This window comes from Deferrisoma palaeochoriense (assembly GCF_054656955.1).
Genome location: NZ_BAAHXI010000022.1, coordinates 47409 through 54807 on the forward strand (window position 1 = coordinate 47409; position 7399 = coordinate 54807).

The 7399-nt window shown below is 70.7% G+C and carries 8 protein-coding genes and 1 rRNA gene; 6 read left to right on the forward strand and 3 right to left on the reverse strand.

The window, feature by feature from the left end; all coding sequences use genetic code 11:
• Positions 1-59: 59 nt before the first annotated feature.
• Together ACYQ8L_RS08145 and ACYQ8L_RS08150 are read right to left on the reverse strand one after the other, a co-directional pair.
• Entirely contained in the window at positions 60-470 is a 411-nt protein-coding gene (locus tag ACYQ8L_RS08145) for a gamma-glutamylcyclotransferase family protein (RefSeq protein ID WP_459941288.1), read from the reverse strand.
• A gap of 47 nt (positions 471-517) precedes the next feature.
• The gene (locus tag ACYQ8L_RS08150) at positions 518-934 is read right to left on the reverse strand and encodes an FxsA family protein (protein ID WP_459941289.1); all 417 of its coding nucleotides are present in this window, start codon (positions 932-934) and stop codon (positions 518-520) included.
• 108 nt (positions 935-1042) lie between these two features.
• Here ACYQ8L_RS08150 and ACYQ8L_RS08155 point away from each other — a divergent pair, with 108 nt between their 5' ends.
• From ACYQ8L_RS08155 to ACYQ8L_RS08180, 6 genes are all read left to right on the forward strand, one after another.
• Positions 1043-2161: an ABC transporter permease gene (locus ACYQ8L_RS08155; RefSeq protein ID WP_459941290.1), complete on the forward strand. Its 1119-nt coding sequence runs from the start codon at positions 1043-1045 to the stop codon at positions 2159-2161.
• Positions 2162-2163: 2 nt separating this feature from the next.
• On the forward strand, positions 2164-2946 hold the full coding sequence (locus tag ACYQ8L_RS08160; protein WP_459941291.1) for an ABC transporter ATP-binding protein: 783 nt from the start codon (positions 2164-2166) through the stop codon (positions 2944-2946).
• Positions 2947-2980: 34 nt separating this feature from the next.
• A complete protein-coding gene (locus tag ACYQ8L_RS08165; RefSeq protein ID WP_459941292.1) occupies positions 2981-4027 on the forward strand; it encodes an MlaD family protein in 1047 nt (348 codons plus the stop codon).
• Positions 4024-4602, forward strand: coding sequence for an ABC-type transport auxiliary lipoprotein family protein (locus ACYQ8L_RS08170; RefSeq protein WP_459941293.1), 579 nt, complete (start codon positions 4024-4026; stop codon positions 4600-4602). The genes ACYQ8L_RS08165 and ACYQ8L_RS08170 overlap by 4 nt, the downstream gene beginning before the upstream one ends.
• A gap of 129 nt (positions 4603-4731) precedes the next feature.
• A complete protein-coding gene (locus ACYQ8L_RS08175) occupies positions 4732-6294 on the forward strand; it encodes a methylenetetrahydrofolate reductase C-terminal domain-containing protein (RefSeq protein WP_459941294.1) in 1563 nt (520 codons plus the stop codon).
• 78 nt (positions 6295-6372) lie between these two features.
• Positions 6373-7098, forward strand: a complete 726-nt coding sequence (locus ACYQ8L_RS08180) for an RNA methyltransferase (RefSeq protein ID WP_459941295.1) — start codon at positions 6373-6375, stop codon at positions 7096-7098.
• 94 nt (positions 7099-7192) lie between these two features.
• Here ACYQ8L_RS08180 and rrf read toward each other — a convergent pair.
• Positions 7193-7309 (reverse strand): 5S ribosomal RNA (rrf, locus tag ACYQ8L_RS08185).
• Positions 7310-7399 lie beyond the last annotated feature (90 nt).

Sequence of the window (7399 nt, forward strand, 5' to 3'; positions counted from 1 at the left end):
CTACTCCCTTCCCGAGAATCCCCGCCCCGGAAACCGAGGCAACGGCACCCGTCGGCCCGCTACCCCGCCCCCGGGCGGCCCACGGGCCACCGGCCCCCGGAGACCACCGGCACGCCCGACACCGGCCCCAGGTACCGGTAGGCCCAGGCCTCCACCGGGCCCGTCCCGGTTTCCACCCGCACCCGGACGCGCTCGTAGAGGTTCGCCGGATGGCCGGGGCCGTGGTAGTCCTCGAGGTCATCCAGAACGGCCAGGGCCTCGGCCGCCGGCTCGACCCGCACCACCTCCCCCCACACCCGGCCGGGCCCGGGAACCCACCCCGGGTAGGCCCCCAGGTTCACCAACCGACCCGGCACCCACCCCTCGGCCCACTCCCGGGCGAACGGGGCGATCCGCCGGTGGTACCGGCCGCCCCGCTTCAGGGTGCCGTACACGAACACGCGGTCGGATGGGGGGGAACGTTCGGACATCGGGTCGGTGGGAGGCAAAAACGTGTGCCCCGAGCCCATCCGGTCCCCTACGGGCTCCCGTCCCAGGGATCCCGGCGGCGGACGATCACGATCTCGCCCCGCTCCAGGCGGCGGCGGAGCCAGTTCACCAAATGACGCCTCCAGATCTCCCGGGTCAACGGGAACACCAGGCTGAACCCGGCCAGATCGGTGAGGAAGCCCGGCGTGATGAGCAGCGCCCCGCCCACCAGCAGCATGGCGCCGTCCAGGATCTCGGCCGCGGGCAACCGGCCCTCGGCCAGGCTGGCCTCCAGCCGCCGGAGCACGTAAAGCCCCTGGAGCCGGGCGTAGTGGGCCCCCACCACGCCGGTGGCGATGATGAGGAGGATCGTGTTCAGGGCCCCGATCCCGGCCCCCACCTTGATGAGGAGGTAGATCTCGAGGGCCGGGACCAGGGTGAAGAGCAACACGAGTCGGGCGAACATGGCGCCTCCGGATCGGCAAAGGGTGGCCCCGCATTGTACCTCCCGCCCCCCGGGGCTGCCAGACGGCCGGTTTCTGGTACACTCTGGGCCCACGAGGAGGCAGACCCCGTGGAAACCGCCCACCCTTCCCTCCCCAACCCGCCCCCCGGTTCGGTGCGTTTGGCCGGCCGGTACCCGGCCGAGCGGGCCGCCCAGCTCCGCCGGGACCTCCTGGCCCGCGCCCGGGCCGGGTCGGGGGACCTGGTGGTGGACCTCGCCGCGGTGGAGCACCTGGGCGGCGCGGCCGTGGCCGTGTTCGCCGAACTCGACCGGACGCTCCGGGCCGAGGGCCGCCGGCTCCGGCTCACGGGCGCCCGGGGACCCGTGGCCGCCGTGCTCGGCCGCATTCCGTGGGAGGACCTGACCTGCCGCCCCCTGCCGGAGCGGCCGGGTCAACCCGGCCTCATCGTGCAGGTGGGCACCAACGCCATCTACCTGCTCGGGGAGATGCGCCGGCTGTGCGCCTTCGCCGGGGGGCTCTTCCTGTGCTCGTTTGCCTGCCTGCTCCGCTCCCGGATGCGGTTTCGGGAGATGCTCCGGTTCGTGGACCGGGCCGGGGTGGACGCGGTGCCCATCGTGGTGTTGAGCGCCGCCCTGCTCGGGCTGATCCTGGCGTTTCTCGGCTCGCTCCAGCTCAAACCCTACGGCGCCCAGATCCTCGTGGCCGACATGGTGGCCCTGGCCATGGTGCGGGAACTCGGGCCGGTGATCACCTCGATCCTGGTGGCGGGCCGGTCGGGCAGCGGCTACGCCGCCGAACTCGGGGCCATGGTGGTGGACGACGAGGTGGATGCGCTCGTCACCATGGGGTTCGACCCCGTGGAGTTCCTGGCCGTGCCCCGGGTGGCCGCCGTGGCCGTGTCCATGCCGGTGCTGATCCTCCTGTCCGACCTCGCGGGCATCCTCGGCGGGCTCGCCGTGGGGGTGTTCGCCATGGACCTCACGGCCGCCCAGTACCTGGAGGAAACCCGGGCGATCCTGAGCCTGCGGCACCTCGTGATCGGCGTCCTGAAGGGCTGCGTCTTCGGCACCGTGGCAGCCGGGGTGGGTTGCTTCAAGGGGCTCGGCGTGCGGGGCGGGGCGAACGCCGTGGGCCGCGCCGCCACCTCGGCCGTGGTCACGGCCATCTTCCTCGTGATCGTTCTCGACTCCCTTTTCGCCCTGGTGCTGACGTACCTTCCGTTTTGACCATGCCGACCGAAGCCGTCATCCGGGCGCGAGAACTTTCCGTGGGCTACGAGGGGGTCGCCGTGTTGCGGGACGTGACCTTCGAGGTGCGGCCCCGGGAGATCTTCGCCATCCTCGGCGGGAGCGGCTCGGGGAAGACCACGCTCCTCAAAACCCTGATCGGGATCCTTCCCCCCCTGGCCGGCACCCTGGAGATCGCCGGGGTGGACATGGGAGCCGCGACCGAGGCCGAGCGCCGGGGGGCCCTGCGGCGGCTTGGGGTGCTCTTTCAGACCGGGGCGCTCCTGGCCGATCTGACGCTGGCGGAGAACGTCATGCTCCCGATCCGGGGCCACACCGGGCTTCCCGAGGTCACGGCCCGGATCCTGGCCTGCCTGAAGCTCTCCGAGGTGGGGCTCGGGGACGCGGCCGACCGGTTCCCCAACGAGATCTCCGGGGGCATGCGAAAGCGGGCCGGGGTGGCCCGGGCCATGGCCCTGGACCCGCCGATCCTGGTGCTGGACGAGCCCTCCTCCGGGCTCGACCCGGTGACCGCGGCGGAACTCGACGAACTGGTGCTCGGGTTGCGAGACAACCTGGGAATCACGGTCCTGATGGTGACCCACGACCTGGAAAGCGCCTTTCGTGCCGCCGACCGGTGCATCCTGATCGACGCCGAGACGGCCGGGATCCGGGCCGAGGGCGATCCCCGGCGCCTCCGGGACGATCCGCCGGACCCCAAGGTCCGGGCATTTTTCCGGCGGGAACCGGCGCAGCCCGGTCCCCGGGGCCCGGCCCCGGTCTGACGGCACAGGAACTCCCGTTTGCGCGGAGCGCGACGTGGCAAGCGATGCGACCCGGTTCAAGGTGGGACTGTTTCTGATCGTCGGCTTCCTTTTGGGATGCGCCGCGCTCCTGTGGCTCGGGGCGACCCAGGTGTGGAAGGAGTACCGGTCCTACGTGACCTACTTCTCCGACAGCGTCCAGGGGCTCGACGTGGGCTCCCCGGTGAAATTTCGGGGGGTGCCCCTGGGCCGCGTGAGCGCGATCCGGGTGGCCCCCGACGGCAACCACGTGGAGGTGTGGATGGAGATCGACCCCGCGTTCGAGGTCCGCCCGGGCCTCAGGGCCCGGCTGGGTTCGGTGGGCATCACCGGCGCGGCCTTCGTGGAACTGGAGTACGTGGGAGCCGACGCGGCGCCGAGCCCCGAACTTCCCTTCGAAACGCCACCCGGGACGATCCCGTCGGCGCCCTCGTTCCTCACCCACCTCTCCACCGACGTGGCCGGTCTCGTGTCGGACCTGCGGGAGGCGGATCTCCCGGGCCTGGCCCGGGATCTCCGGCGGCTCGTGAACACCTCGGGCCTCCCCGAGGCCGCCCGGGCGCTGGAGGCCGCGGCCGACGCCGCCGCACGGGCGGCCGAGCGGCTCGAACGCCTCCTGGGGGAACCGGCATTGGCCTCGGCCTTCACCCGGGCCGACCGGGCCGCCGGGTCGCTGGCCTCGGCCGCCGGCCGGCTCGACCAACTCCTGGCCGACCCGGCCCTCCCGGGCCTGGTGGCCGACCTCTCGGCGGCTGCGGCCGACGCCCGGAAGGCCACACAGGACCTGCGGGCCCAGATCGAGGCACTCGACCTCCCGGGCCGGTTTGCGGCCGCAAAGGCCCATCTGGCGGACGCGGCCGAACGGGTGGGAGGGGCCGCGGACCGGGCCGCCGCGGCCGCCGACACCGCCCGCGGAAGCGCCGCCGCAACCGCCCGGGCGGCCCTGTTGGCCCTGGAGCGGGTGGAAGGGGCCGCGGCCCGGGTGGAAGCCCTCGCGCGCGACCTGGACGAGGCGCCCTCCCGCCTCGTCTGGGAGGCGCCGCCGGCGGAGGAGACCCGATGAACCGGCGCGCGGTCCTCGGGTGCCTCGCTCTCTTGCCCCTCGTGGCCTGCGCGGGCTGGCGCCGGCCCGCCGCACCGGTCCTGCGCCTCGGGCTCGCGGCCGCCCCGGTGGAAGCCGTGGGAGGCCCGGCCGGGCCGGTGGTCGCGATCGAGCCGTTTCGGACGGCGCCGGCCTACCGCACCGACCGGATCGCGGTGCGCGACGCGTCCGTGGGGCTTCGGTTTCTCTCGCAAACCCGATGGGCCGCCGAACCCGGCCCCCTCGTGGCCGACGCCCTGCGCCGGAGCCTGGCCGCAAGCGGGGTGCTCGGGGCCGTGTGGCCCGCTCCGGCCCCCGTCGAGCCCGACCTCACGGTGACCGGAACCGTGGATGCTCTTCTCTGGGACCGGGCGGGAGGCGCGACCGTTCTCGAGGCCACCTGGACCGTGCTCGGCCGGGACGGCTCCGTCAAGGCGTTTCGCCACGCTCGGTGGGCGGAGCCCGTCGCGGACTCCGGGATTGCCGGGTTCTCCCGCGCCGCCGACCGGGCCGTTGGGCGACTCGCGGCGGAGCTTCTTGGATCCCTGCGAGAATAACCGGTTTTCATTTTCGCGAACCGGCCGGCCTTCGTTGACTTGCCCAAAACCCGTCCCCTATAATCCGCGCCGCTCGTTTTCCCTGTTTCGATCCCCATGTTTCCCCTGGGAGGGGGAGGAGGAAGACCGGTGGCCGAGTATGTGAGCAAGTTCCAGGAGTCCCTCCTCGACAAAAACACCTTCAGCGTCACCTGGGAGCTGGTGCCGGGACGCGGCGCCCGGGAAAAGGCCCAGGAGGTGGTCGTGGAGTCGGCCGAGGCGGCCGCCAAGAGCGGCAAGATCCACGCCCTCACCATCACCGACAACCCGGGCGGGAACCCGGCTATCTCGGCCGAGATGCTCGGGGCCGAGATCAACAAGCTCGGCATCGAGCCCCTGGTCCATTTCACCTGCAAAGACAAAAACCGCAACCAACTTGAGGGGCTCCTCTACGGCCTGGAGCGCGAGAACGTCCGCAACCTCCTCATCATGACCGGGGACTACCCGGTGAGCGGGTTCGGCGGCCGGGCCAAGCCCGTGTTCGACCTCGACCCGGCGCAGCTCCTCCAGCTCATCGGCGCGCTCAACCAGGGCCTCGAGGTGCCCACGTTCAAGGGCTCCACCACCCTCGGGCCCACCCATTTCTTCGCGGGCGCCGCGGTGAGCCCGTTCAAGAAGCTCGAGTCCGAGCAGATGGGCCAGTACTACAAGCTCAAGAAGAAGCTGGAGTCCGGCGCGCAGTTCATCGTGACCCAGCTCGGCTACGACGCCCGCAAGTTCCACGAGGCCCTGCTGATGGTGAAACACCTCGGCTACGGCCACATCCCGGTGATCGGCAACGTCTACGTGCTGCCCCTGGGCGCCGCCCGGCTCATGAACCGCAACGGCATCCCGGGGTGCGTGGTGACCGACAAGCTCGTCCAGGAGATCGCGGCCGAGGTGGAGAAATCGAAGGACAAGGGCAAAACCGAGCGGCTTTTGAGGGCCGCCAAGATGTACGCCTTCATGAAGGGCATGGGGTTCGCCGGGGTCCACATCGGCGGCCACGGCATGAAGTTCGAGGACGTGGAGTTCATCATCGAGAAGGGCCAGGAACTCGCCCCCAACTGGCAGGACCTGGTGCGGGAGTTCGACTTCCCCCAGCCGGGCGGGTGGTACTACTTCGAGAAGGACCCCGAAACCGGGCTCAACAAGGAGGTCCCGGTGGACCGGTCCAAGGACCGCCCGGCCGCCCCGGTGTCCTACAAGATGTTCAAGGTGCTCCACAACGCCATGTTCGAGACCAAGGGCTTCCTGTTCAAGCCCATGCAGTCGCTGGCCAAGGCCGTGGACGGCACGAGCATGGAGCACTTCTTCACCCGGGTCGAGCACTTCATGAAGGTGATGACCAACGAGTGCATGCACTGCGGGGACTGCGCCCTGTTCGACATCGCCTACCTCTGCCCCATGAGCCAGTGCCCCAAGGGCCAGCGCAACGGCCCCTGCGGCGGCTCCTTCGAGGGCTGGTGCGAGGTCTATCCCAACAAGAAACAGTGCATCTACGTGCGGGCCTACCCCCGGCTCAAGAGCCACGGAGCCGAGGACACCCTGGGCGCCTACATGGTGCCCCCCGTGAACTACGATCTGCGCTTCACCTCGTCCTGGCTCAACTTCTACTTGGGCCGTGACCATACGGCGAAGCGCCTGGGCATCCAGCCCCCGAAAAAGAAGTAGGAAACGCGGAACCACCGTGGGGGAGGCCGATCGGGCCTCCCCCTTTTTGTTCTCCCCCCAACGGTTCCCGACCCCTCGATGAATCCCGCGATCGTCCTCGTCGAACCCCTTTACGGCGGAAACCTGGGCAGCGTGGCCCGGGTCATGGCCAACTTCGGCCTCACGGACCTCGTGCTCGTCAACCCGGCCCCCGGCATCTTCGACGATCCCCGGCTCGAGCCCATGGCCCGAAAGGCCGTGGATCTCGTCCGCAGCGCCCGGGTCGTGCCCGATCTGTTCGAGGCCCTCCGAGACGTGGAGCTCGCCCTCGGGTTCACCACCCGCCTGGGCCGGCGCCGGAACGACGGGATCGAACTGCGAGCGGCGGTCGACCAAATCGCCCGGCACCACGCCTCAGTTCGCATCGCCGCCGTGTTCGGCCGGGAGGACGCCGGACTCACCACGGCCGAACTGGATCTGTGCCACTGGCTCGTGCGCATCCCCACCGACCGCGGTCTCCCGAGCCTCAACCTCGCCCAGGCCGTGGGCCTCTTCTGCTACGAGGTCCGGCTCGCCAACCTCGCCCCCCGGCCCGAGTCCGAGCCCTACCGCCCCGCCACGGTGGCCGAGATGGAGGGCATGTACGCCCACTTCGAGAAGGTCCTCTGGGACATCGGGTTCATCGAGGAGGCGAGCCCCGAGCGCATGATGAACCAGATCCGGCGCATCTTCTCCCGGCGGCTTCCCACCTCCCGGGACGTGCGGATCCTCCGGGGCATTCTCTCCAAGGTCGAGTGGAAGCTCGGCCTCCCGAAGGCCCCCTGACCCCCGGACCCGCCCGCGCGGCCCCACCGCCTTCCCCCAAAAAAGAAACGCCCCCGGGAGGGAGGACCTCCGCGGGGGCGTTTCGTGTGAAAAGGCTCGGCGGCGACCTACTCTCCCACCCAGTTGCCCGGGCAGTACCATCGGCGCTGAGGGGCTTAACGGCCGTGTTCGGAATGGGAACGGGTGTGTCCCCCTCGCTATCGCCACCGAAAAAGGAGAACAACCTCATAGGACCTCAGGTCCACACGAACTCGCCACGTGTCGCGCCTCGCCCCGCACGCTCGACCCACGCGTCCCTCGG

What these genes read in the sequence shown, in the direction of transcription:
- ACYQ8L_RS08145 (WP_459941288.1), bottom strand. Translation starts at nt 470, where the DNA reads ATGTCCGAACGTTCCCCCCCATCCGACCGCGTGTTCGTGTACGGCACC.
- ACYQ8L_RS08150 (WP_459941289.1), bottom strand. Translation starts at nt 934, where the DNA reads ATGTTCGCCCGACTCGTGTTGCTCTTCACCCTGGTCCCGGCCCTCGAG.
- ACYQ8L_RS08160 (WP_459941291.1), top strand. Translation starts at nt 2,164, where the DNA reads ATGCCGACCGAAGCCGTCATCCGGGCGCGAGAACTTTCCGTGGGCTAC.
- ACYQ8L_RS08170 (WP_459941293.1), top strand. Translation starts at nt 4,024, where the DNA reads ATGAACCGGCGCGCGGTCCTCGGGTGCCTCGCTCTCTTGCCCCTCGTG.
- ACYQ8L_RS08180 (WP_459941295.1), top strand. Translation starts at nt 6,373, where the DNA reads ATGAATCCCGCGATCGTCCTCGTCGAACCCCTTTACGGCGGAAACCTG.